We start from the raw sequence: 23597 nt of genomic DNA, 5'->3' as shown, positions 1-23597 counted from the left end.
TGGGCAAGGCGCGCACCGCAAGGTGCGGTCAGCCCAGCGCATCGAGCTCATGATCCATTCCGCCCTCATCAACGTCATGGTCAAGGCCGCGCGCCGCGCCGGCCGCAACCTCAAGCGCGATCTCGGCGAGATCGAGCACCTTCAGGTGTCGCTGAAGGGACCTGCGAACTTCGTCTCGCGCGCCGACAAGAAGGCGGAGGAGATGCTCTACGAGGATCTCTCCAAGGCCCGCCCCGGCTATGGCTTCATCGGCGAGGAAGGCGGCAAGCGCGAAGGCAGCGACAAGTCGCACACCTGGATCGTCGACCCGCTCGACGGCACTACCAATTTCCTGCACGGCATCCCGCAATTCGCGATCTCGATCGCGCTCCAGCGCGAGGACACGATCATCGCCGGCGTCATCTACAACCCGGCGAATGACGAGCTCTACATCGCCGAGCGCGGCAAGGGCGCGTTCCTCAACGACCAGCGGCTGCGCGTCGCCGCGCGCCGTCAGCTCCACGAATGCGTCATCGCCTGCGGCCTGCCGCATATCGGCCGCGGCGATCACCAGCTGTTCCTGCGCGAGATGACCTCGCTGCAGGTCAAGGTCGCGGGTCTGCGCCGCTTCGGCGCCGCCTCGCTCGATCTCGCCTTCGTCGCCGCCGGCCGCTTCGACGCCTATTGGGAGCGCGATCTGCAGCCGTGGGACATCGCAGCCGGCCTGATCATGGTGCGCGAGGCCGGCGGCACCGTCTCCGGCATCGACGGCAAGGAAGACGCGCTGACCACGGGCCACGTCATCTGCGGCAACGAGGTCATCCACCGCGAGCTGGTGAAGGTGCTCAAAGCGGCGTCGTAATTCGATCATTGACGTCGCAGTTTGCCTTAGCAGAACGACGTGGCCGCGACACTCGCCTCAAATTCGGTGTCGTCCCGGCCTTGAGCCGGGACCCATAGCCACCGGCGCATGTGGCTAGCGAGATCGACGGCCAGCGTGCTTCAAACATCTCCCTGGGTCCCGGATCTGCGCGCGCGTACGCGCGCTTGTCCGGGACGACAGCGGGGATGGAGTTTGGCAGCGCCGTCCTTATCAACCCGCCTGCAAGCTACCGGCGCCCGCTGGTGAACGCCTGCGGCGTTGCGCCCGGCAGGGCCGGGGAATTGATGTCGCTGTCGACACGGTCCGACGACTGGCCGGCGTAGCTGAAGCCGAGCGACAGGCTGACGTTGGAGGATGGCTTGAACTCGACGCCGCCATTGATCGCGTAAGCGGGCGTCGAGGTCGAGCGCCCGTCGAACGTCGCGAACGGACCGCCGAGACCGGGATTGTATTTCAGCGTGTCGAAGCCGCCGTAGAAGCTGACGCCGCTCTTGAAGGTGTAGCCGTATTGCGCGCCTTCGGTGGTGTAGGTGCCGAGCGAGCCGTAGCGGTTGACGATATTCTGGCTCAGGCCGACTCCGGAAAGGCTCGACCAGTTGTTCGCCACGCTGTAGCGCCGCGCAAAGAAGCCGCTGTCGCTGCCGTTGCCGGTGAAACTCGGAAAGTTGCCGTAGGAGTCGAGGCTGCCGGAATCGCTGAAGCCGACCGGCCAGCCCGGAAGCCAATATTTGACGGGGCCCGATTGGGCGTGGGCTGCGGGAGCGCCGAGGCAGAGTGCGACAAGCACGAACGCGAGAGCAGATTTGCGGGAAAACATCGACATGCGGTTACCGTCACGTGGTGGCGGAGCATACACGCGCAGGGCTTGGAACTCCAGAGGCGGACCGCACGGTCGTAGAACGAACGAAGCAGCGACAGGTCGTTGTGACTCGAGATGTCGCAAGGCAACCGGTGTGCTCCCTCTCCCCGTTCTTCACGGGGAGAGGGTTGGGGTGAGGGGCAACCGCGCGGGGAATGTTTGTGGAGAGACCAGTCCTCCCTCACCCGGATTGCATCTGACGATGCAATCCGACCTCTCAGCGCGAGCGAAGCTCGTCGCGCCCCCGCAAGCGGGGAGAGGTGAGCACCGCGTTCGCGGCTCGACGGTGCCCAGCAAAAAACATCACAGCTTCACCGGCGCCGGAGGTCCGTACGCCTTATGCTCGGCCGCGGGCTCCGCCTTCTCCCGATCTCCCGCGAGCACGCGCTGCACCGAGACGAAGAACACCGGCACCATCAAGAGCGCCAGGATCACGACCGCGATCATGCCGCCCATCACGTTAGTGCCGAGCGCCTGCTGGCTGGCTCCGCCGGCGCCCGTGGCCATCGACATCGGCAGCACGCCGCAGACGAAGGCGAGGCCGGTCATGATGATCGGCCGGAAGCGCAGCGAGCAGGCCTCGATCGTCGCCTCGACCAGCGGCTTGCCATGGGCGCGCAGATCCTTGGCGAACTCGATGATCAGGATCGCGTCCTTGGCGGCGAGGCCAATGATGGTGATCAGCGCGACCGTGAAGTAGACGTCGTTCGACAGTCCGCGCAGATTGGCCGCGACCACGGCGCCGAGGATGCCGAGCGGCACCGTCAGCAGCACCGCGAGCGGGATGGTCCAGCTCTCATACAGCGCGGCGAGACACAGGAACACGACCAGCGCCGACAGCCCGAGCAGCAGCGGTGCCTGCGAGCCCGACAGCTTCTCCTGCAGCGACTGTCCCGTCCATTCATAGCCGAAGCCGCGCGGCAGCTTGCCGGCCAGGCGCTCCATCTCCTTGAGCGCATCGCCCGAGGTGTAGCCCGGCTTGGCTTCGCCCGAGATGCGGATCGCCGGATAGTAGTTGAAGCCGGCGATCTGGGTCGGTCCCTTGGCCCACTGGATGGTCGCGAACGACGAGAACGGCACCAGCTGCCCCCTCGCGTTCTTGACGCTGTAGTTGAGGATGTCGTCCGCGTTCATGCGGCTGATGCGGTCGGCCTGCACCACGACGCGCTGCATGCGGCCGCGGTTCGGGAAGTCGTTGACGTAGATCGAGCCGAGATTGGTCGAGATCGTATTGTTGATGTCCTCGAAGGTGACGCCGAAGGCGCCGGCCTTCTCGCGGTCGATCATCAGATTGACCTGCGGTCCCTGCGGCAGGCCTTCGATATAGACCTTCTGCAGCACGGGGCTGGCATTGGCCTCCGCGATCAGCTGATCAGCGGCGGCGGTCAGCGCGGCATAGCCCTTCTGGCCGCGGTCCTGCAGGCGGAAGCTGAAGCCCGAGGAGTTGCCGAGATTGTCGATCGGCGGCGGCTGCAGCGCGGTGATCTTGGCATCGCGCAGGCCGGCGAGGTCGCGATTGATGTCGGCGACCAGCGCCGCCGCGCTGTCCTTCTTGCCGCGCTCCGACCAGTCCTTCAGCGAGATGAAGGCCTGCGCGGTGTTGACGCCCTGGCCGGCATAGCTGAAGCCGGTGAGGAAGGTGACGTCCTCGATCCCAGCGCGCTTCGCGAGATATTTCTCGACCGCCTCCACCGCGGCTTGGGTCCGCGCGTAGGAGGAATCAGCCGGGGTCTGGACGTCGGTGGTGATGAAGCCCTGGTCGTCGACCGGCAGGAAGCCGCCGGGCAACTGGACGAAGGCGAAGCCCAGTCCGCCCAGCAAGATCGCGTAGATCAGCATCAGCCGGCCGGTGCGCCGCAGACCGCCGCGCACCATGCCGACATAGCGGTTGCGGCTGCCATCCATGAAGCGGTTGAACCAGCCGAACACGCCCGTCTTGGCGTGGCCGTGGCCGGCCTCGACCGGCTTCAAGAGCGTGGCGCATAGCGCCGGCGTCAACGACAGCGCCAGCAGCGCCGAGAAGCCGATCGCGGCGACCATGGTGACCGAGAACTGCCGGTAGATGATGCCGACCGAGCCGGGGAAGAACGCCATCGGCACGAACACCGCCATCAGCACCAGGGTGATGCCGATGATGGCGCCGGTGATCTGGCTCATCGCCTTGCGGGTGGCCTGCTTCGGCGACAGTCCCTCCTCCGCCATGATGCGCTCGACGTTCTCGACCACGACGATGGCGTCGTCGACGAGGATGCCGACCGCGAGCACCATGCCGAACATCGTCAGCATGTTGATGGAGTAGCCGACCAGCATCAAGGTCGCGCAGGTGCCGAGCAGCGCGACGGGAACGACGATGGTCGGGATGATGGTGTAGCGGATGTTCTGCAGGAACAGGAACATCACCACGAACACCAGCACGACGGCTTCGACCAGCGTCATCAGCACGCGCTTGATCGAGGCCTTCACCACCGGGGTGATGTCGTAGGGAATCTCGTAGGTGATGTTGGACGGGAAGAAGCGCGACAGCTCCTTCATCTTGGCTTCGACCGCGCCCGCGGTCGCCAATGCATTGCCGGTCGGCGACAGCAGCACGGAGAGGCCCGCCGTCGGCTTGCCGTTGAGACGGGTATTGAACTGATAGCTCAAGCCGCCGATCTCGATGCGGGCGACGTCGTGAAGCCGCACCGTCGAGCCATCCGCATTGGCGCGCAGGATGATCGAGCCGAACTCATCCGGAGAGTCGAGCTGGCCCTTGACCAGCACCAGCGCCGAGGTGCGCTGCGAGGTCGTCGCGGGCTCGGCGCCGATGCTGCCCGAAGCGACCTGCGCGTTCTGCGCGCCGATCGCCTTGGTGACGTCATCGGCGGTGAGGCCGTAGCCGATCAGCTTGTCCGGGTCGAGCCAGACGCGCAGCGAGCGCTCGGTCGAATACAAGGTGGCGCGGCCGACGCCGGGGATACGCCGGATCTCGCCGAGCACGTTGCGGATCATGAAGTCGCCGAGGCCGATCTCGTCGAGGCTGCCATCGGTCGATTGCAGGGTGATGATCTGCAGCACCGCGGCGGAAGCTTCCTCGACCAGGATGCCCTGCTGGATCACCGCCCGCGGCAGCCGCGCCTCGACGCGCTTGAGGCGGTTCTGCACCTCGACCGAGGCATCGTTGGTCGACGTGCCGGGCACGAAGTTCGCGGTGATCTCGACCTGGCCGAGCGAGTCGCTGGTCGATTCGAAGTTGAGGATGCCGGAGGCGCCGTTGAGCTCCTCCTCGATCAGCCGCGTCACGCTGTTGTAGAGGTTCTCCGGCGACGCGCCGGGATAGCTGGTGGAGATCGAGATCGAGGGTGGCGCGATGATCGGATATTGCGCCACCGCCAGCAGGGGAATCGAGATCGCGCCGATCAGACAGATGAACAGCGCGACGACCCAGGCGAAGATCGGCCTGTCGATGAAGAAGCTCGGCATCTGGCGTTACCGGGACGCGGATCTGGGTTCGATCTGGGCGGCTGCGCTGACCTCGGTCCAGGCCTGCGGCGCGACCTTGTCGCCGGCAGCGAATTTCTGGAAGCCGTCGACCACGACCTTGTCGCCGGCGCGCAGGCCGTCGGTGATCAGCACGAGACCATCCTGGATCGGGCCGGTGCGGATCGGCCTGGAGATCGCGCGATTGTCGTCGCGGATGACATAGACCTCGGAGCCTCCAGCCGCGGTGCGCTGGACCGCCTGCTGCGGCACCGCGACGGAGTCGCTGTCGATCCCCTGCTCGAGGCGGACGCGCACATACATGCCCGGCAACAGCTCGCGCTTGGGATTGGCGAACTCACCGCGCAGCGTCACCTGCCCGGTGGCGGCATCGACCTTGGCGTCGGAGAACAGCAGCTTGCCCGGGATCGAATACGGCGTGCCGTCGTCGAGCACGAGGCGGACCTTGATCGCATCCGGCGCGATCTGGTCGAGGTCGCCGGACTCGAACGCGCGGCGCAGGCGGTTGAGCTCGCTCACCGACTGGGTGAAGTCGGCATAGATCGGGTCGAGCTGCTGGATCGTCACCAGCGACGTTTCGTTCTGGACCGCGATGGCGCCCTCGCTGACCTGGGCCGCACCGACGATGCCGTCGATCGGCGCACGCACGGTCGCGTAGTCGAGATTGAGCTGGGCACGCGCCAGATCGGCCTTGCGGGCCTCGATGTCGGCCGCAGCCTCGCGCTCTGCCGAGATCGCCTTCTCGTTCTCGACGGCCGGCGCAGCGCGCTCCTTGAACAGTTGCGCGATGCGCTGCGCCTGCTGCACGGCGCGCTCGTGCACGGCCTCTGCCTTGGCGAGCGCGGCCCGGCTCGACATGATCTCGACCTCGAACGGCTTCGGATCGATCCGGTAGAGCGGATCGCCGGCCTTGACCTCGCTGCCCTGGCGGAACAGCCGCCCGACGATGATGCCGGACACCCGCGGCCTGACGTCTGAGACGCGGGTCGGTGCGATGCGTCCTGGCAGCTCGCGGACGATCGCCCGGGACTTCTGCTCGACGGTCACGATCCCCACGTCGGGAACGGCGACCTGCTCATTGGCAGACGCCTGAGCCTGGGTTGCTTCATTACAGCCGGCCAGCAAAGGCGCGGCGGCCGCGAGCAACAATGCACTGCTGACCAGCGACGCGCGAAAACGAGACATGGGTGGAGGAGCCCCCTCGATGATGATGAAAAGCAGTCGACCGGATGGTCCGGCCATGGCGCCATTCTGGCGAACGTTGTCTGCAACATAGAAAGCTGGTGCTGCGGCGCAACGCGCGCGCCGGGCGGCTTGATGTCACACGAGCTACACGCCTGATCGATCTCAGCTTTTGGCGACTCACTCAATTGTGAGCGCTTTGTGGCGAAGGAAGTTCCACTGGTTCCGCACTGCGAAACGCGCGTGCGGTGCCGAATCCTGCGGCATCCCGCCGCGGCGAACAAATTAGTTCGCGGGCCGCAGATGCCGGTCCTCGCGATCGTTGCAGTCGAACAGTTAGGAGCCGGGTGCGACGACTGCGGACGAGCACGCGCCCACGGCACCGATGATGGACGGGATGAAGCTCATGCTGTGGCTCCATCGCGCGGCGGCAGCGGAAAGAACGCGCTGGTGCGGGCCTGATAGGCCCGGTAGCGGTCGCCGCGCGAGCGCAGCATCTGCTGCTCCAGCGGCGGAATGCCGGTGACGTGCACCAGAAACCAGTACATCAGCAATGGCGCGAGCAGGCTGGCGAGGCCCCAGGGGTTGTCAAATGACAGCGCGATGACGGGATAGGATAGCCAGCATACCCACTCGAAGAAGTAGTTCGGATGACGCGACCAGCGCCACAGCCCGTGATCGCAGACCTTGCCCTTGTTGGCCGGATCGGCGCGGAAGGCCTTCAGCTGGGCATCGGCGAGCCCCTCGCCCGCGATGCCGAGCAACAGCACGAGGACACCGAGATAGTCCTGCAGGCGCAGCTCGGGCGCGGGGGCGTGGGCGGCGACGAACATCGCAAAGACCAGCGGGACCGAGCCCCAGGCCTGCTGCTGCAGGAACAGGAACATGCGCCGCGGTGCGGCCGCGCCCCACTGTTTGGCGAATTCGGCGTAGCGTGGATCGTCGGCAATGCCGCGGCTGCGCATCGCGACGTGGCTCCCCAGCCGCAGCGACCACACGGCCACTAGCACGGCGACCAGCCATTGGCGTGTGCTGGGGGCCGAGCCTCCGACCGGCCAGATCGCGCCGGCGGCCCCGACCAGCCCGACCGAAAATGTCCAGATCGTGTCGACCCAGCCGGAATTCCCGGTACGCTGCTGCACCAGCCAGGCCATGGTCATGAGCAGGGAGAGCGCCAGCCCCAGCGCGAGCAGCGCCTGCAGATATTCAACGATGGTCATGACAAAGCCCGGGCGTTCCCGCTAAATATAAGCCACGGGACTAACTACGCCGCGCATGTCCGCCGGTTTCAGCTCCAGTTCCGCGCAGAGGACGGGGATTGCGCCGATCGCGGCTTTTCTCCCGCCGCTGCTGTGCCATAGTGGATTTTCGGGCCCGGTCCCCGCAACGGATGTCATCGACAATGCCTCAAGGCTCCCCTTCTCGCTCCGCGATGGACGCCGAAATGACCAAATTGTCCTCGCCCAGGATTTTCCTGGTGCGGATGCTGGTCTTCCTGGTGCTGTGCGCGCTGGTCGGCGTCGTGCTCTACAAGCAGATCATCATGGCGTTCTTCGCCAACCCCGGCCTCAACGCGCTGATCGGGGCGGTGCTGCTGATCGGCGTGATCCTGTCGTTCCGCCAGGTCGTCCGGCTGTATCCGGAAGTCTCATGGGTCAACAATTTCCGCATCGCCGATCCCGGCCTGGCAGTGCCCCGCCACCCGGTGCTGCTGGCGCCGATGGCCGCGATCCTCGGCCGCGAGCGCACCGGACGGATGTCGATCTCGCAACAGACCATGCGGCATCTGCTGGACTCGATCGCCACCCGGCTGGACGAGGCCCGCGATATTTCACGCTACATGACCGGCCTGCTGGTCTTCCTCGGCCTGCTCGGCACCTTCTGGGGCTTGATCGAAACCGTCGGCTCGGTCGGCAAGGTCATCGACGGGCTCAAGGTCGGCGGCGACGCCGGCGCCCTGTTCGATACCCTGAAGGGCGGGCTTGCGGCGCCGCTCAGCGGCATGGGCATCTCGTTCTCGTCCTCGCTGTTCGGCCTCGCCGGGTCGCTGATCCTCGGCTTCCTCGATCTGCAGTCGAGCCAGGCGCAGAACCGGTTCTATACCGATCTGGAGGATTGGCTCGCCGGCACGGTGCGCGAATTTGGCGGCAGCGGCGATGCAGGCGGCGACCTCTCCATCGCCGTCGAGCGGCTGCGGACGGCCATGGAGGAAGGCTCGGGCCGCGGCGCGACCGCGGCGATGGCCAACCTCGCCGAGGCGATCCAGGGGCTGGTCGGGCACATGCGCACGGAGCAGCAGATGATCCGCGAATGGGCTGACGGCCAGGGCGAGCAGAACCGCGAGATCAAACGGCTCCTGGAGCGGCTCGCGCGGCAGACGGAGAAGAGTTGAGCAGCTCCATCGGCACGCGGATAGATATCTGAGGAGACGCTGAATGGCGCTTGCCCGTACCCGCCGGGGAGATTCCGGCCTCAACTACTGGCCCGGCTTCGTCGATGCGCTGTCGACGCTGGTGCTGTCGATCGTGTTCCTGCTGACCGTGTTCCTGGTGGTGCAGTTCTTCCTGTCGCAGGAGGTCACCGGCAAGGACAAGGCGCTGGAGCAGCTCAACGCCAAGATCGCGCAGCTCAACGAGATGCTGTCGCTGGAGAAGCTCGGCAAGCTCTCGCTGGACGATACGGTCGCGCAACTGCGCGCCGGCCTGTCCAACGCCGAAACCGAACGCGACCGCGTCAAGGGCCTCTATGATGGGCTCGCCAACGCCGGCAGCAATGCGGCCGGCCGCGCCAACGAGCTCAACCGGGCGCTCGAGTCGGAGAAGCAGGTCACCGGGCGCGCGCTGGCCCAGATCGAGGTGCTCAACCAGCAGATCAGCGCGCTGCGGCGCCAGCTCGCCGCCCTCGAGGATGCTCTCGACGCCTCCGAGAAGCGCGACAAGGAATCGCAGGGCCGCATCGCCGATCTCGGCTCGCGGCTCAACGTCGCGCTCGCGCAGCGCGTCCAGGAGCTGACGCGCTACCGCTCGGAGTTCTTCGGCCGCTTGCGCGCGATTCTCGGCAACCGTCCCGACATCCGCGTCGTCGGCGACCGCTTCGTATTCCAGTCCGAGGTGTTCTTCGACACCGGACAGGCCACCCTGCTGCCCGAAGGCCAGCAGGAGCTGAACTCGGTGGCGACGGCGCTGGTCGACCTCGACAAGCAGATTCCCGCCGAGATCTCCTGGGTGCTCCGCGTCGACGGCCACACCGATGTCAGGCCGATCAACAGCCCGGTATTCAAATCGAACTGGGAATTGTCGTCGGCACGCGCCATCTCGGTGGTGCAGTATCTGATCTCGCTCGGCGTGCCTGCGCAGCGTCTGGTCGCCGCAGGCTTTGCCGAATTCCAGCCGCTGGATGCCGCAAACACCGAGGACGCCTTCCGCCGCAACCGCCGCATCGAATTGAAGCTGACGGAGCGGTGACTTCGACCTTCACCTTGCGTCGCTATCGCGCTGAGGACGAGGACGCCGCGATCGCGCTGTGGCAAGAGACGTGGCAGCTCGCCTATCCGGCGATCGATTTCGCGGCCCGAGTGCCATGGTGGCGCGAGCGCTGGCGCAGCGAGCTGGTGCCGAACGCCGATGTCATCGTCGCAGAGGCTGACGGCATACTTGCCGGCTTCGTCACCATCGATGCGTCGGGCTATCTCGACCAGCTCGTCGTCGAGCCCGCGCATTGGGGATCGCTGCTGGCGACGCAGTTAGTCGATGCCGCCAAGCAGCGATCCCCTGGCGGCATCACGCTGCTGGTCAACAAGGACAACGCCCGCGCGATCGGCTTCTACAAGCGCAGCGGCTTCGTCGACGCCGGCGAGGACGTCAATCCGACCTCCGGCCGCCCGGTGCTGCGCATGGCGTGGACGCCTTAGGCGCCGATACATGCCACCGTAGCGGCCACAGCCACTGCTGTCGTCCCGGACAACCGAGCGCAGCGAGGGCCGATCCGGGATCCATACTCCGCAGCAGAAGCTTTGCGAAGAAGGATGTGGCGGGCATTGCGCACCACACATCAGCCTGTGGCTATGGGCCCCTGCGTTCGCAGGGGCGACTCCGAGGGTGCTACGATCAGCAACTACACGCCGCGAAACAGCACGCCGATGGTCAGCACCACGAAGGCGATCGCCAGCGCGTCGAAGGCGTGAGCGGCCGAGAGCAGCGGCACTGAGGCGTGCATGTAATGCGCGAGCATCGCGACCAAAGCGAGCACCAGCGCGATGGCGAAGATCACGAATGAAGGGGGCGTGAGGGCAAAACTGCCACGACGATAGGGCATGGTCGTTCATCCTGTGTGACAGGCGCCGCAGCATGAGCGGCGCCGTTAAGTTTCGCGCAGGGAACGTACAAAGCCCGAGAAAGGTTGCAGGGTCGGGAACAAGAATTCGCCGGTGTTGCCGGTCGTCCACGGTGTTGCAGGAACTACACGCCCTCGAATTGCAGCCGCGCCAAGCGCGCGTACAGCCCATTGGCTGCGACGAGCGATGAATGCGTGCCCTGCTCGACGATACGGCCGCGCTCCATGACCAGGATACGATCGCACGACAGCACGGTCGCCAGGCGATGGGCGATCACCAGCGTGGTGCGGTCCTGCATCAGCCCTTCGAGCGCGGTCTGCACCAAGGTCTCGCTCTCGGCATCGAGTGCCGAGGTTGCCTCGTCGAGCAGCAGCAGCGGTGCGTCGCGCAGGATGGCGCGCGCGATCGCGATGCGCTGGCGCTGGCCGCCGGACAGCGTCACGCCGCGCTCGCCGAGCGGCGCGTCGAAGCCTTCCGGCAGACGACGGATGAACTCGCTGGCATGGGCGAGGTCGGCCGCGCGCTCGACTTCGGCATCGGTGGCCTCGGGCCGGCCGAAGCGGATGTTCTCGCGCGCGCTCGCGGCGAACACGACCGACTCCTGCGGCACCAGCGCCATGCGCTCGCGGACCTTGCGGGGATCGGCCGCGCGCACCGCAACGCCGTCGACGGCGATCGAGCCCGATGCCGGATCGTAGAAGCGCAGCAGCAGATGAAACAGCGTGCTCTTGCCGGCGCCGGAGGGGCCGACGATCGCGACCTTCTCGCCGGCGCGGATCGAAAACGATACGTCCTCGAGGACGCGAACGTCGGGGCGGGTCGGATAGGCGAAGCTGACGCGGTCGAAAGCGATGTCGCCGCGCGCCGGTTCGGGCAACGGGCGCGGCTGCGCCGGTGCCTGGATTTCCGGCTGCACGTGCAGCAGCTCGAACAACCGCTCCGCGGCGCCGGAGGCCGCCGACACTTCACCCCACACCTCGGAGAGCTGGCCGAGGCCGGCCGCGGCGAAGGCTGCATAGAGCACGAACTGACCGAGCCGCCCGGCGCTGATGTTGCCGGTCAGTACGTCATGCGAGCCGACCCAGAGGATCGCGACCACGCTCGAGAACACGATGAAGATGATGATTGCGGTGAGGACGCCGCGCGCCTTGGTCGACACCCGCGCCGCCTCGTAGGCCTGCTCGACCTCGCCGCCGAAGCGCGCTGCGGCGAGCTTCTCGCTGGTATAGGCCTGCACGGTCCGGATGGCGCCGACCAGCTCCGAGGCATAGGCGGAGGCGTCTGCCAGCGTGTCCTGGGCATTGCGCGACAGCCGTCGGACCCAGCGCCCGAACGCCACCAGCGGCAGCACGATCAGCGGGATAGCCAGCAGCACGAACAGCGACAGCTTGGGGCTGGTGAACACCATCATCGCCGTGGCGCCGAAAAACAGCAGCAGGTTGCGCAGCGCGATCGACACCGAGGCCCCCGCGGCCGCCTTGATCTGCGTGGTATCGGCGGTGAGCCGCGACACCAGCTCGCCCGAGCGCGCGGAATCGAAGAACGACGGCGACAGCGACACCAGATGCGCGAATACGTCGCGGCGGAGGTCGGCGACGATGCGCTCGCCGATCGTCATGACGAGGTAGTAGCGGGCGGCGCTCGCCAGCGCGAGCACGGCCACCACCGCGATCATGACGCTGAAATAGCTGTTGATCAGCTCGATGCCCTTCGGCGTGAAGCCGAAATCGATCATGCGCCGGACCGCGATCGGCACCAGCAGCGTCGTCAGGGCGGCGACCGTGAGCGAGATCAGCGCCAGGACGGCGCGGCCGCGGTAGCGGACGATATACGGCGTCAGCGCGAGCAGCGGGCGCAGCTTGGAGCGGCGGACCGGGACGGCCGGCTCGGTCAGCGCCTCGACCGCCGCAACGGCGTCCTCGACCGCCTCCTGCGCCAAGGGGGCGGCGCTCTGCCGCTCGTCAAGCCGTTCCACTGCACTCATGGGGCCACCTGAGAATTCATCCAATCTGTCGTCGTGATAGGCCTGCCGCACCAAGCTTGGCAAATCCGGAAATATACCAAGGTGGCCAGCCCGCCCTGCCTTGTTTCGCGACCTTGGCTTGTTTTGGGCGGCACCTTGGGATATAGAGCGCGCCAATTGTCCCCCTTCAGTGACGACAGGATCAGGCGCGACCGCGCCGCGTCATGTCTTCGCATCGCGCCGTAGGATCAGTCATGAAAGCCGACATTCACCCGAATTATCATACGATTACCGTCGTGATGACCGATGGCACCGAGTACCAGACCCGCTCGACCTGGGGCAAAGAGGGCGACAAGCTCAACCTCGACATCGACCCCAAGTCGCACCCGGCCTGGACCGGCGGCACCCAGCAGCTGATGGATCGCGGCGGCCGCGTGTCGCGCTTCCAGAAGAAGTTCCAGGGCTTTCTCAAGAAGGATTGATGCCTTCGCCCGGGGCGCCGGCCGTCCGGCCCGCCCCTGGACAGCCCAGAAATTGGACAGCTCAGCAAAACGCCCCCGGAAACGGGGGCGTTTTTGTTTGCGGCCTTTTGTTTGCCTGGACCCTTCGTCGGGGGCGCGGGCCCGGCCGAGGCCGAGCCGCCCAGACATGAGGGCTTACTGCTCGAACGCGGCCTTCAGCCGGTTGAGATGCGGAACCAGGGGATTGCCAATCGCGCTCTGGTCCGGCGGCGGGGAATGGATGGTCTGGTCGAGGCGGCGCACCCGTGCCTGCAGGTTCATCGAGCGCGAGATCAGGTCCTGCAACTGCTGCGGCAGCTTCTCCAGGAGATCGGTCGGTCCGGGGTCGGCGGCGGTGAGCTTGACCTTGGTCTTCTCGCGATTGGCCTGGCCCAGGGTCATCTCGCCTTCCTTCACCGCACGGTGCAGGAGCAGCCAGGACGCCAGCTGCATCAGCCGCGTGGTGAGCCGCATGCTCTCCGTCGCGTAGGTCAGGCTGACGGCACGGTCCAGCGCCTTGGCCTCGTTGCGGCCGTCGCCGTCGAGATAGGCAGCGGTCTCTTCGACCAGATCCATGCCTTCCCGGAACAGCGTGCCGAATGCAGCAGAATTGGTGAGCCGCTCATTGAACTGAACAAGAGCGCCATCGCCCAGCAAACGGTCCGACATGGTTAACGCCTCTTATACGCGACTGTTTACGCAATCCGGCAACTGCGCCGGTATGATGAACAAATCATTGCGCGACGGCATTTCAGAGTCCAGCAGCAACGCCTTTTATGGTTTCCACGATGTGGGGCGAGCGCCGTTGATACCGCTCGCGCCGCGCGCAAAGGTCAACGCAAAAAAAGAGCCGCCGTTTCCGGCGGCTTTAAAGTTGATAACAGGGAGGCGTCAAACAGAGTGGACAGGAGCCACTCGGTGTCCAAACGAGGACAGTCCGGTTGTAAACGCGAAAGCTTAATCAACCGTAAATGGCGGAAATTTTTCAAACTTCGTTAGCCATGTCGGCCACTGGCCGACCGTGTTTCTACGGTCTGACGTCTCAGGACTTGAAGATGCTGGCGGCGGCGTCGCGCGAGGCGCGCTTCTTTGCCACCGCCTGCTCGATCCGCTCGATTTCGGCGCGCAGGAGGCCAATTCGACCGGTCAGTTCCTCGACCGACAGCATCGAGAGATCCTGTCCGACCTCGTGCGAAACGGCTTTTTGCGGCCGATCGTCATCCTCTCTGGCCATCTCGCCCTCCTCCCGGTTGCCACTCGAGCCCCGACTGGCTTAAGCACACCGCAGCACGCCAATTTCTGCCGAAGGACATCTCATGGAACAGCTGCCCGCGCAAATGACCGTGGTCGCCATCAGCAAGCCGGGCGGACCCGAGGTGCTGCAGCCCGAGACACGGCCCGTTCCGAAGCCCGGTCCCGGCGAGATCCTGATCAAGGTGAAAGCCGCCGGCGTTAACCGTCCGGACGTTGCCCAGCGCTCCGGCAGCTATCCGCCGCCGCCCGGCGCCAGCGATCTCCCGGGGCTCGAGGTCGCCGGCGAAGTCGTGGCGCTCGGCGAGGGCGCCGTCCGGCACAAGCTCGGAGATACCGTGATGTCGCTGGTCGCCGGCGGCGGCTATGCCCAATATTGCATTGCACAGGACGCGCAGGCGATGACGGTGCCATCCGCGCTCTCCATTCTGGAGGCCGGCGCCCTGCCCGAAACCCTGATGACGGTCTGGCACAATGTGTTCGAGCGCGGCGGGCTGAAGGAGGGCGAGACGCTGCTGGTCCATGGCGGATCCTCGGGAATCGGCACCATGGCGATCCAGCTCGCCAAGGCATTCGGCGCCAAGGTGCTGGTCACCGTCGGCTCGCAGGACAAGGCGGACGCCTGTGTGAAGCTCGGGGCGGACCGCGCCATCAACTACAAGGCGGAAGACTTCGTCGCCGTGGTCAAGGAGGCGACCGGCGGCAAGGGCGCCAACGTCATCCTCGACATGGTCGGCGGCGAGTATATCGAGCGCAATTACGACGCTGCGGCCACCGATGGCCGAATCGTGCAGATCGCCTTCCTGGGCAACCCCAAGGCCACGGTCAATTTCGTCAAGCTGATGGTGAAGCGCCTGACCCACACCGGCTCGACCCTGCGCCCGCGCAGCAACGCCGACAAGGCGGCGATGGTGGCGGCGATCGAGGCCAAGGTGATGCCGTTGCTGCGCGAGGGCCGCATCAAGCCATTGATGGACTCGACGTTTCCACTGAACGATGCAGCGAAGGCGCATGCACGCATGGAGACCAGCCAACATATTGGCAAAATTGTGTTGGAGATCTAGGCTCTATCTAAACAGAGTGTGTTTGGAAACTCTTTGATTCTCCTCGCTTTCGTGCCAATGATCGCGCACATCTGAACCGTGCCTGGAACGGCTCCAATTCCTTTTGCGAACGCGGCTTTAAGTTTGATCTGTTTCGCTTGGGTTTGGCGTCGAACGCGGAGATTTGACATTGCGTCTGATCAGGTGCCTTGCGTCGTTGGCGGCGCTGGGCCTCGTGATGTGTGGTGCCGCTGCCCCCGCTCAGGCCGTTGACGCCGTCAGCGTTCGCAGCGACGCGCCTGCCATCGACCTGACCGGCATCCTCGATCATCAGCGCAGCGACAACGACCGCATCCAGGTCTCCACCGCGCCCGGCACCGACGGCATCGTTCGCCGCATCGAGGTGCGGGCCCGCGAGGGCGGCCAGCACTGGATCGTGTTCGCGCTGGCCAACAACACCGACGACCAGCTCGACCGCCTTATCGTCGCGCCGCATTACCGCGTGGTCGGCTCCGGCGTGCTGTGGCCCGATCTCGGCCTGTCGCGCATCGCCACCATCACGCCCTCGATCGGCGACCTGCCCGAGCGGCAGGAAAGCCCGACCGCCGACGTGTTTCGCGTCACGCTCGATCCCGGCTCGGTCGTCACCTTCGTCGCCGAATTGCGCACCGACAAGCTGCCGCAGCTCTATCTGTGGGAGCCTGAGGCCTACAAGGACAAGGTCAACTCGTTCACGCTGTACCAGGGCATCGTGATCGGCATCTCCGGTCTTCTTGCTCTCGTCCTCACCATCCTGTTCGTGGTCAAGGGCAGCATCATGTTTCCGGCCGCCGCCGCGCTGGCCTGGGCGGTGCTGGTCTATATCGGCGTCGATTTCGGCTTCTGGGGCAAGGTCCTGGACATGTCGAACAATGCCGAGCGGGTCTGGCGCGCCTCGGGCGAGGCGATCCTGGCGGCGACCCTGCTGGTGTTCCTGTTCGCCTATCTCAATCTGTCGCGCTGGCATGTGCGCTATTCGCACATCACGCTGGGCTGGCTGTTCTTCCTGGGGTCGCTGGTCGCGGTGGCGCTGTTCGATCCCGCGGTCGCCTCCGGCATCGCCCGCATGTCGCTGCTGCTGATCGCGGTCGCCGGCTTCACGCTGATCGTCTATCTCTCGAGCCACGGCTTCGACCGTGCGGTGCTGCTGATCCCGACCTGGTTCCTGCTCACCGTATGGGTGGGCGCGGCCGGCATGACGGTGGCGGGCCAAGTGACCAACGACATCGTCGGCCCCGCTCTGCTCGGCGGCTTGGTGCTGATCGTGATGCTGATCGGCTTCACGGTGATGCAGCACGCCTTCGCTGGCGGCGGCGCCACCACCGGCATCGTCTCCGACGTCGAGCGCCGCGCGCTGGCGTTGGCCGGCTCCGGCGACCTGATCTGGGACTGGGACGTCTCCGCCGACAAGGTGTTCACCAGCCCCGAGACCGAGAGCCTGCTCGGCCTGAAGCGCGGTACGCTCGAAGGACCCGCCGCGAAATGGCTCGAGGTGCTGCACCCGCTCGACCAGGACCGCTTCCGCGCCGCGCTCGACAGCGTGCTCGACCAGCGTCGCGGCCGCCTGGTGCAGGATTTCCGGCTGCGCACGCCCGACGGTCATTTCATGTGGTTCGCGCTGAAGGCCCGCCCCGTGGTCGGCTCCGACGGCGAGGTTTCGCGCGTGGTCGGCACGCTCACCGACGTGACCGAGTTCAAGAATGCCGAGGAGCGCCTGCTCCACGATTCCGTACATGACAACCTGACCGGCCTGCCCAACCGCAAGCTGTTCATCGACCGTCTCGCCGCCGTCGCCAACTTCGCCAAGTCGATGCCGGCGATGCGGCCGACCCTGATGGTGATCGATCTCGACCGCTTCAAGCAGGTCAATGACTCCGTCGGCATCGCGGTCGGCGATTCCATCCTGCTGACCCTGGCGCGGCGGCTGTCGCGCATCCTGAAACCCCAGGACACGCTGGCGCGGCTGGCCGGCGACCAGTTCGGCCTGATCCTCTTGTCCGAGCAGGACCCCGCCCGCATCACCGCCTTCGCCGAGACCATCCGCAAGACCATCCGCGCGCCGATCGCCTTCAACGAGCGCGAGATCTTCCTGACGGCGTCGATCGGACTCGCTCTATCCGACCCGCAGACGCAGCTGTCGGAAGACATCATCAAGGATGCCGAGCTTGCGATGTATCATTCCAAGCGCATCGGCGGCGACCGCATCGACGTCTACAAGCCGGCGATGCGCGCGCGCAAGAACGACCGCCTGACATTGGAGAGCGAGCTGCGCCGCTCGATCGAGCGCCAGGAGATCACGATCCTGTACCAGCCGATCGTGCGGCTGGAGGATCGCTCGATCGCCGGCTTCGAGGCGCTGGCGCGCTGGGACCATCCGAAGCTCGGGCGGATGTCGCCGATCGAGTTCATCACCATCGCCGAGGAGATCGGCCTGATCGTCGATCTCGGCACCTTCGTGCTCGACCAGACCGCGCGGCAACTCTCGGTGTGGCAGCGCGCGACGCGGCTGCGCGAGCCGATCTTCGCCAGCGTCAACGTCTCCTCGCGGCAGCTGCTGCGTCACGACCTGATCCACGACATCCGCTCGGTGCTGGCGCGCTCCTCGGTGGCGCGCGGCTCGCTCAAGATCGAGCTGACGGAATCGCTGGTCATGGAGAACCCCGAGCACGCCGCGCAGATGCTGACGCGCATCCGCGAGCTCGGCGTCGGCCTGTCGATCGACGATTTCGGCACCGGCCATTCCTCGCTCGCCTACCTGCAGCGGTTCCCGTTCGACACCTTGAAGATCGACCAGTCGTTCGTGCGCACCACCGCGCGCGGCACCCGGCCGGTGATCCTCAAATCGATCATCGCGCTGGCGCACGATCTCGGCATGGACGTGGTGGCGGAAGGCGCGGAGTCGGATTCGGATGCCGTCGAGCTCTATCAGCTCGGCTGCGAATACGCGCAGGGCTACGCCTTCGGCGAGCCCATGGACGCAGACGCAGCGATGCGGCTCTTGACGGAAGAGCGGCTGGAAGCGGCGAGCTGAGGCAAGGCCTCTGCGTCCGGACGCCCGGCCACGAGCCGCCTCGGACATCCCGGCACGCTTCGGCCGCCTAACACCCCAAGGATGTATCTTTTAATTTCTACGGCTTGAGGTAGATTTATCGCAGTATCGCGTTTCGCGTGCTGGATGCGTATTCCCGATGCGCACTGGTGCGGCAGGAGGCTCGCGTCAGTGCCGCCAACGACGAGTCTAGCCGGTCTCGAACTGCGACAGCGCCGCCAGGGCGCGGCGATAATTGTCGACGCCGAGCCGGCGCGCCACCCGCTTCTCGTGGGCAGCCACCAGCGCATTGGCCTTCTTCAGGATGATGCGGCCGCGCGGCGTCAGGCCGAGCGCATGCGCGCGGCGGTCCTGCTCGGAGCGTGCGCGCACGATCAGCCCTGCGTCTTGAAGCCCGTCGAGCAGGGCGACCATGCGCGCGCGCTCGATGCCCAGCGCCCCGGCGACGGCAATCTGCGTCGTACCCGGATTGGCCGCGATCGTCTCCAGGATCGAATAGAGGATGACGTCGAGATCGACGGCCGCAAGCGCCGCGTTGGCGTCACGGAAGACCCAGTGCTGCAGGCGGCGGAGGAAATAGCCGAGATGGTTCTCGAGCTCACCGAGGCCGATCTCCGATTCCTGCTTGGCGGCATCTCGCTGCGCTCCGGCGCTCGCGCTCTTGGACATCAGGGGCTCGCTGGCATGAGAAGTCCCTGCCTAGACCGACGCCATCGCGAGGACAAGCCGCCGCAATTGGTCACGTCCACAATAATTGCAAAGTACAACTATTCTGTTAGTCTGATCGGCAACGAATACAAGGTGGGAGGGAGCCATGTCGTCCTGGATGGCTGCTGCTGACTGCATTGCGACAGTCATGCGGCGGTGCAATGCAGCGGATCGCGCCTCTCGGCGCGCCGTGGTCTCTCGTCGCGGATCTACACACACGGCTTCTGTCGACGTCGTCTCCCGCTCCGCCGAGGCCTCCCATGGCGAACGCTGAACGCCGCCCGTCGTCCGAAACTTCAATGTTCGCAGCGCCATCGATCGAGGCCATCAGGCGCGACGATGGCGCCATCATCCTGCGATCGCGCATGAAGCTGCTGCCTGCCGCGCGCTGTAGCGGCGAATGGCTGGAGCACTGGGCGCGCAACGCTCCGGACCGCATCTTCCTGTCCGAGCGCCGCGGTGACGGCTGGGCTCGCCTGACCTACGGCGAAACATTGACGCAGGTCCGCGCCACCGCGGCCTGGATGCTGGCGCAAGGGCTTGGTCCCGACCGTCCGCTCGCGATCCTGTCCGACAACAGCATCGCGCATGCGGTGCTGGCGCTCGCCGCGCAGCATGTCGGCATCCCCGTCTGCGCGATCTCGCCGGCCTACTCGCTGATGTCGGCCGATCACGAGAAGCTGCGCGCGATGATCCGGCTGCTCGATCCCGGCGCCATCTTCGTCGCCCAGCACGGCGCCTTCGCCCGCGCGCTCGCGGCGATCGACGGCCTGCACCGCGCGACGATCATCGCCGGCGACGGCGACGGAACGAGCACGGTCCCGTTGCAGACCTTGATCACGACCAAGCCAGGCTCCGAAGTCGACCGTGCCTTCGCCGCAGTGACGCCCGACACGATTGCAAAACTGCTGTTCACCTCGGGCTCGACCGGGCAGCCCAAGGCGGTCATCAACACGCAGCGGATGATGACGACCAGCCAGCAGGCCAAGGCGCAGCTATGGACGTTTTTGCGCGAGGTCGAAGGCGGTCCTGTGATCGTCGACTGGCTGCCGTGGAGCCACACCTTCGGCGCCAACCACAATTTCAACCTGGTGCTCGCCCAAGGCGGTGCGATCTATATCGACGGCGGCAAGCCTGCACCCGGCCTGTTCGAGACCTCGCTCGCGAACCTGCGCAGCCAGGTGCCGACGATCTATTTCAACGTGCCGCGCGGCTTCGACATGCTGGTCGCAGCACTCAGGGCGGACGACGATCTGCGGCAGAAGTTCTTCACCGGCGTGAAATGCATCCTCTATGCAGCCGCGGCGCTGCCGCAGAACCTGTGGGATGCGCTCAACGAGATGAGCATGGCCACGATCGGCCGGCCGGCGCCGCTGGTCTCGGCGTGGGGCGCGACCGAGACCTCGCCGCTCGCGACCGACTGCCATTTCTTCGCCGAGCGCGCCGGCAATATCGGCGTGCCGATTCCCGGCGCCGAGCTCAAGCTGGTGCCGACCGGCGAGAAGCTCGAGGTTCGCGTGCGCGGACCCAACGTCATGCCCGGCTATTGGAAGGCGCCGGAGCTCACCGCCGCCGCGTTCGACGAGGAAGGCTTCTACAGGATCGGCGATGCCGTGACGTTCGCCGATCCGGATCGTCCGGAGCGCGGCCTGTTCTTCGACGGCCGCATCACCGAGGATTTCAAGCTCAGCTCCGGCACATGGGTCAATGTCGGCGCGCTGCGCGTCGCCGGCATCGCGGCGCTGGCGCCGCTGGCGCAGGACATCGTGATCGCAGGCCATGGCACCGACGAGGTGCACTTTCTCATCGTGCCCAACATCGTCGCCTGCCGCGGCATCGCGGGCCTGACCGAGACGGCCACCATCGGCGAGGTGTTGGCGCATCCATCGGTCCGCGCTGCGATCGCGCAGGGACTGGCAAAACTGCGCACCGAAGCGGTCGGCTCGTCGCGCTATGCGACCCGCGCGCTCTTGATGGCAGAGCCGCCCGTGCTCGATGCCGGCGAGATCACCGACAAGGGCTACATCAATCAGCGCGCGGTGCTGACCCGGCGTGCCGACCTGGTCGCAAGGCTGCAGGACGATGCAGCACCCGACCTGATCAGGCCCGGCGCAGGCGACTGAACGCAACGCAGCGAACTCTGGCTTGTTCAGAACACAGCCGGCGTCGCCGCCGACCAGCCGAAACGCGCCAACTCGCTTCACAACGACATCCGTACAACTACGTGCGACTACTCAACTGCACGGCAATATACTACCGAGGGAAACTTAACCCAGCATCAACTGCAAATATTTAGAGTTGCTCGCAACTTCAGCTCCTTGCGCCGGGTTCCCCATGGCTAAGCCACGTTTCTCTCTCGCCTTTCGCATCTACGCGATCATCGGGCTGTCGTTCTGCGGACTCGTCGGGCTCGCGGCGACGCAGAGCCAGAATCTCGGGACTGCCCTGAAGGAACAACGGCAGAGCGAGCTCAGCCATCTGGCCCAGACCGCGCTGAGCATCGCACGCGAGGAATACGACACGATCGCGCGCGACAAGGTGGCGCCCGAAGCCGCACAGAAGAAGGCGGCTGAGCGGATCGGGAAGCTGCGCTACGGCAGCGGCGACTACTTCTGGATCAACGACATGGGCCCGACGATGGTCATGCATCCGGTCAAGCCGGAACTGAATGGCCAGAATCTCGCCGACAACAAGGATCCGAACGGCAAGCGCCTGTTCGTGGAGATGGTCGATGTCGTCAAGCGCCAGGGCGCGGGCGTGGTCGACTACATGTGGCCCAAGCCCGGCAAGGACGCGCCGCAGCCGAAGATGTCCTATGTCGCCGGCTTCGAGCCCTGGGGCTGGATCATCGGCACCGGTGTCTATGTCGACGATCTCGAGGCGCAGATGTGGGAGAGCAAGCGTGCGGTGTTCATCGCCGCCACGCTGGTGATCCTCGTGCTCGGCGCCATCACGCTGCTGATCGCGCGTCGAATGTCGTCGGCGCTGGCGTCGATGAGCGGCGCGCTGACCCAGCTCAGCAACGGCAATTTCGAGATCGAGCTGCCGGGCCTGACCCGCAGCGACGAGCTCGGCGACATGGCCCGCTCCATCGAGCAGTTCAGGCAGAAGATCGAAGAAAAGGCACGGCAGACCGCGATGCTCGAAGACGAGCAGCGCCAGGTCGCCGAGCGCATCAAGAGCAAGGCGCTGAAGGAGATGGCCGAGGCCGTGGAGCAGGCCGCCAGCATGGCGGTCGGCGAGGTCGCGCAGGGCACCGGCCAGATGGCCGACAACGCGAAATCGATGACCGAGAGCGCGCTGACCTTGGAGCGGAATTCGAGCAGCGTTGCCGCGGCCGCCGAGCAGGCGCTGGCCACGACCCAGACCGTCGCCAAGGCGTCCTCCCAGCTCGCCGCGTCGATCTCTCAGATTTCCAGCCAGGTCAGCTCGTCGCGTGAGCTGACGCGCAAGGCCGTGGCCGCCTCGTCCGAGGCCCAGTCGACGATCGCCAAACTGTCAGAAGCCGCCGACAAGGTCGGTGCCGTGACCAGCCTGATCAGCGAGATCGCCGGCCAGACCAACCTGCTCGCGCTGAACGCGACCATCGAGGCGGCGCGCGCCGGCGACGCCGGCCGCGGCTTTGCCGTCGTCGCCTCGGAGGTCAAGTCGCTCGCCGAGCAGACCGCAAAGGCCACCAGCGAGATCGCACAGCAGATCGCGGAGATTCAGGATTCCACGCGCGCATCGGTGACCTCGATCGGCGCCATCGGCGAAGTCATCCGCAACGTCGAAGCAGTGTCGTCGGGAATCGCCGACGCGATCCAGGCCCAGAACAGCGTGACCATCGAGATTTCGCGCACCGTGGAAGAGACGTCCGCGGCTGCGCGGGAGGTGGCAAGCCAGATCTCTTCCGTGTCGCGTGAGGCGAGCGAGGCCGGCCGGCGCTCGACCGACATCCGCGACGGCTCGACGACCGTGGCCGAGAAGGTCCAGAAGCTACGGACCGAGCTGGTCCGGGTGATCCGAACCTCGACCGCCGATGTCGACCGCCGGCTCGCGACCCGGCTCAACATCAATCGTCCGGGTACCCTGCAGGTGAACGGCGAACCGGTCGCCATCAGCGTGCGCAACCTCTCGCTCGGCGGCGCCCTGCTCGAGGCGATCCCGGTCCAGCTCTCGGTCAACACATCGGTGACGCTCGCGATCACCGGCATGATTTCGGATCTGCCGGGCACCGTGACCCGCGTCGGCGACCGCACCGCCCTGGTTCAGTTCGCGCTCAACCCCGAGCAAGCGGCACGCTTGACGGCCCTGGTCTCGGACCGACAGGCGGCTTGAGCGCGCGACCT

Annotated in this window: 18 protein-coding genes; 9 read left to right on the top strand and 9 right to left on the bottom strand. The window is 66.0% G+C overall.

Going from position 1 to position 23597, the window contains the following annotated elements:
• The first annotated feature begins 49 nt into the window (after window positions 1-49).
• Complete coding sequence (locus tag S58_RS06035) at window positions 50-841, top strand: inositol monophosphatase family protein (protein ID WP_015664366.1); 792 nt, start codon at window positions 50-52, stop codon at window positions 839-841.
• Window positions 842-1088: 247 nt separating this feature from the next.
• Here S58_RS06035 and S58_RS06030 read toward each other — a convergent pair whose 3' ends face one another.
• The 4 genes from S58_RS06030 to S58_RS06015 all read right to left on the bottom strand — a co-directional run bounded on the left by S58_RS06030 (window position 1089) and on the right by S58_RS06015 (window position 7600).
• A complete protein-coding gene (locus tag S58_RS06030) occupies window positions 1089-1685 on the bottom strand; it encodes an outer membrane protein (RefSeq protein WP_015664365.1) in 597 nt (198 codons plus the stop codon).
• Between the two features lie 339 nt (window positions 1686-2024).
• On the bottom strand, window positions 2025-5180 hold the full coding sequence (locus tag S58_RS06025; protein WP_015664364.1) for a multidrug efflux RND transporter permease subunit: 3156 nt from the start codon (window positions 5178-5180) through the stop codon (window positions 2025-2027).
• A 6-nt stretch (window positions 5181-5186) separates the two neighbouring features.
• On the bottom strand, window positions 5187-6383 hold the full coding sequence (locus S58_RS06020; protein ID WP_015664363.1) for an efflux RND transporter periplasmic adaptor subunit: 1197 nt from the start codon (window positions 6381-6383) through the stop codon (window positions 5187-5189).
• 401 nt (window positions 6384-6784) lie between these two features.
• Window positions 6785-7600: a DUF1295 domain-containing protein gene (locus tag S58_RS06015; RefSeq protein WP_015664362.1), complete on the bottom strand. Its 816-nt coding sequence runs from the start codon at window positions 7598-7600 to the stop codon at window positions 6785-6787.
• 182 nt (window positions 7601-7782) lie between these two features.
• Between S58_RS06015 and S58_RS06010 the strand changes: the two genes are divergently transcribed.
• Genes S58_RS06010 through S58_RS06000 form a run of 3 tightly spaced genes read left to right on the top strand, consistent with a single transcriptional unit; the run spans window position 7783 to window position 10290 of the window.
• Complete coding sequence (locus S58_RS06010) at window positions 7783-8772, top strand: MotA/TolQ/ExbB proton channel family protein (RefSeq protein WP_042338845.1); 990 nt, start codon at window positions 7783-7785, stop codon at window positions 8770-8772.
• Between the two features lie 43 nt (window positions 8773-8815).
• Window positions 8816-9844, top strand: a complete 1029-nt coding sequence (locus S58_RS06005; protein WP_015664360.1) for a peptidoglycan -binding protein — start codon at window positions 8816-8818, stop codon at window positions 9842-9844.
• Window positions 9841-10290, top strand: a complete 450-nt coding sequence (locus S58_RS06000; protein WP_015664359.1) for a GNAT family N-acetyltransferase — start codon at window positions 9841-9843, stop codon at window positions 10288-10290. The genes S58_RS06005 and S58_RS06000 overlap by 4 nt, the downstream gene beginning before the upstream one ends.
• Before the next feature lie 203 nt (window positions 10291-10493).
• Here the strand turns inward: S58_RS06000 and S58_RS05995 are convergent, their stop codons facing one another.
• Both S58_RS05995 and S58_RS05990 read right to left on the bottom strand, forming a co-directional pair.
• Window positions 10494-10694: a hypothetical protein gene (locus S58_RS05995; protein WP_006614616.1), complete on the bottom strand. Its 201-nt coding sequence runs from the start codon at window positions 10692-10694 to the stop codon at window positions 10494-10496.
• Between the two features lie 143 nt (window positions 10695-10837).
• Window positions 10838-12697: an ABC transporter ATP-binding protein/permease gene (locus S58_RS05990; RefSeq protein ID WP_015664358.1), complete on the bottom strand. Its 1860-nt coding sequence runs from the start codon at window positions 12695-12697 to the stop codon at window positions 10838-10840.
• A 233-nt stretch (window positions 12698-12930) separates the two neighbouring features.
• Between S58_RS05990 and rpmE the strand changes: the two genes are divergently transcribed.
• A complete protein-coding gene (rpmE, locus tag S58_RS05985) occupies window positions 12931-13158 on the top strand; it encodes a 50S ribosomal protein L31 (protein WP_015664357.1) in 228 nt (75 codons plus the stop codon).
• Between the two features lie 174 nt (window positions 13159-13332).
• Here the strand turns inward: rpmE and rcdA are convergent, their stop codons facing one another.
• Window positions 13333-13845: a protease adaptor protein RcdA gene (rcdA, locus tag S58_RS05980; protein WP_015664356.1), complete on the bottom strand. Its 513-nt coding sequence runs from the start codon at window positions 13843-13845 to the stop codon at window positions 13333-13335.
• Between the two features lie 373 nt (window positions 13846-14218).
• A complete protein-coding gene (locus tag S58_RS05975; RefSeq protein WP_015664355.1) occupies window positions 14219-14410 on the bottom strand; it encodes a DUF1192 domain-containing protein in 192 nt (63 codons plus the stop codon).
• A gap of 82 nt (window positions 14411-14492) precedes the next feature.
• On the opposite strand from S58_RS05975, the gene S58_RS05970 reads away from it, so the two are divergent.
• Window positions 14493-15491: an NAD(P)H-quinone oxidoreductase gene (locus S58_RS05970; protein WP_015664354.1), complete on the top strand. Its 999-nt coding sequence runs from the start codon at window positions 14493-14495 to the stop codon at window positions 15489-15491.
• A 169-nt stretch (window positions 15492-15660) separates the two neighbouring features.
• A complete protein-coding gene (locus S58_RS05965) occupies window positions 15661-18540 on the top strand; it encodes an EAL domain-containing protein (RefSeq protein WP_015664353.1) in 2880 nt (959 codons plus the stop codon).
• A 207-nt stretch (window positions 18541-18747) separates the two neighbouring features.
• On the opposite strand, the gene S58_RS05960 is transcribed toward S58_RS05965, so the two are convergent.
• Window positions 18748-19227: a MarR family winged helix-turn-helix transcriptional regulator gene (locus S58_RS05960; protein WP_015664352.1), complete on the bottom strand. Its 480-nt coding sequence runs from the start codon at window positions 19225-19227 to the stop codon at window positions 18748-18750.
• Window positions 19228-19526: 299 nt separating this feature from the next.
• On the opposite strand from S58_RS05960, the gene S58_RS05955 reads away from it, so the two are divergent.
• A complete protein-coding gene (locus S58_RS05955; RefSeq protein WP_042338839.1) occupies window positions 19527-21389 on the top strand; it encodes a feruloyl-CoA synthase in 1863 nt (620 codons plus the stop codon).
• Window positions 21390-21600: 211 nt separating this feature from the next.
• Window positions 21601-23586, top strand: coding sequence for a cache domain-containing protein (locus tag S58_RS05950; RefSeq protein WP_015664349.1), 1986 nt, complete (start codon window positions 21601-21603; stop codon window positions 23584-23586).
• Window positions 23587-23597 lie beyond the last annotated feature (11 nt).

This window comes from Bradyrhizobium oligotrophicum S58 (genome assembly GCF_000344805.1).
Lineage (GTDB): Bacteria > Pseudomonadota > Alphaproteobacteria > Rhizobiales > Xanthobacteraceae > Bradyrhizobium > Bradyrhizobium oligotrophicum.
Note: the sequence above shows the minus strand (reverse complement) of the source record. Positions and strands in the feature narration are given on the sequence as shown.